We start from the raw sequence: 793 nt of genomic DNA on the forward strand, positions 1-793 counted from the left end.
CGCAGCTCCATACGCCGGATGCCACTGCTCCAGAGCACTTCCAGCATCACCCGGTTGCGCAGCCCCAGCACACTGGGGTCGTCAAGGCTGTCCAGCACCTGCGTGGTTTCCCGTTCACTCATAATCTGGGCAGGTAACCGCTTCTCTTCTTTCGGTAACACCAACTGTTCAGCCGGGTTGTAGAGAATGTGGTGACGTTGCAGCAGCCAGCGGAACCACAACCGCAGTGTGCCCAGACGTTCACGCTGCCCGTTATGGCTGTAAGGCTGACCATCGGCCTTGCGGTAGGCCCGCAGATAGCGCTGCCAGCTTTCCAGCAACCCCGGCGTGACCTGTGCCGGATATTGCACAGTGCGCTGCTCACACCAGTCGACGAACGGTAACAGCCGTTCCCGGTAGCTTTCCAGCGTGCGCGGGCTTTTTCCCTGTGCGGCCTGGGTATCGAGGTACGCTTCCAGTTGCTGGCGTAAGGTGATAAGCGGGTTGTCGTGTGAAGTTGTCATGCGGATTTTCCTTTCAGTCGTGGGCGTTATCCGGCAGTACGGTATGACGGGAAGTTTTTATTATATTGCCGGAACAGTGATTTTTGATATTGTCCAACTTGCGAGCTGTCAGCCCTGTCTGGCTGCGGCCTGATAGCCGTTTTATCTATCCCAACTTGAGACCAACTTGACCCCAACTTAGGGGCAACTTGCGTTGTTTTCAGCCCAACTTGCGCTGATCATACCGGCATGATCAGGCCGCTTAAGTGCGCGCTGTCGCCATCACCGTCCCAGAGCAGTTCGTATTGCAG

At 56.6% G+C, this 793-nt stretch carries 2 protein-coding genes; one reads left to right on the plus strand and one right to left on the minus strand.

Annotated elements, in window-relative coordinates; genetic code table 11:
* A partial coding sequence (locus Xbud_RS19125; protein WP_169923124.1) for a phage integrase N-terminal SAM-like domain-containing protein occupies nt 1-503 on the minus strand: 503 nt, incomplete at its 3' end.
* Between Xbud_RS19125 and Xbud_RS21045 the strand changes: the two genes are divergently transcribed.
* Nucleotides 502-636, plus strand: a complete 135-nt coding sequence (locus Xbud_RS21045; RefSeq protein WP_280176120.1) for a hypothetical protein — start codon at nt 502-504, stop codon at nt 634-636. The genes Xbud_RS19125 and Xbud_RS21045 overlap by 2 nt on opposite strands.
* Nucleotides 637-793 lie beyond the last annotated feature (157 nt).

It is taken from the genome of Xenorhabdus budapestensis (assembly GCF_002632465.1).
GTDB classification, from domain to species: domain Bacteria; phylum Pseudomonadota; class Gammaproteobacteria; order Enterobacterales; family Enterobacteriaceae; genus Xenorhabdus; species Xenorhabdus budapestensis.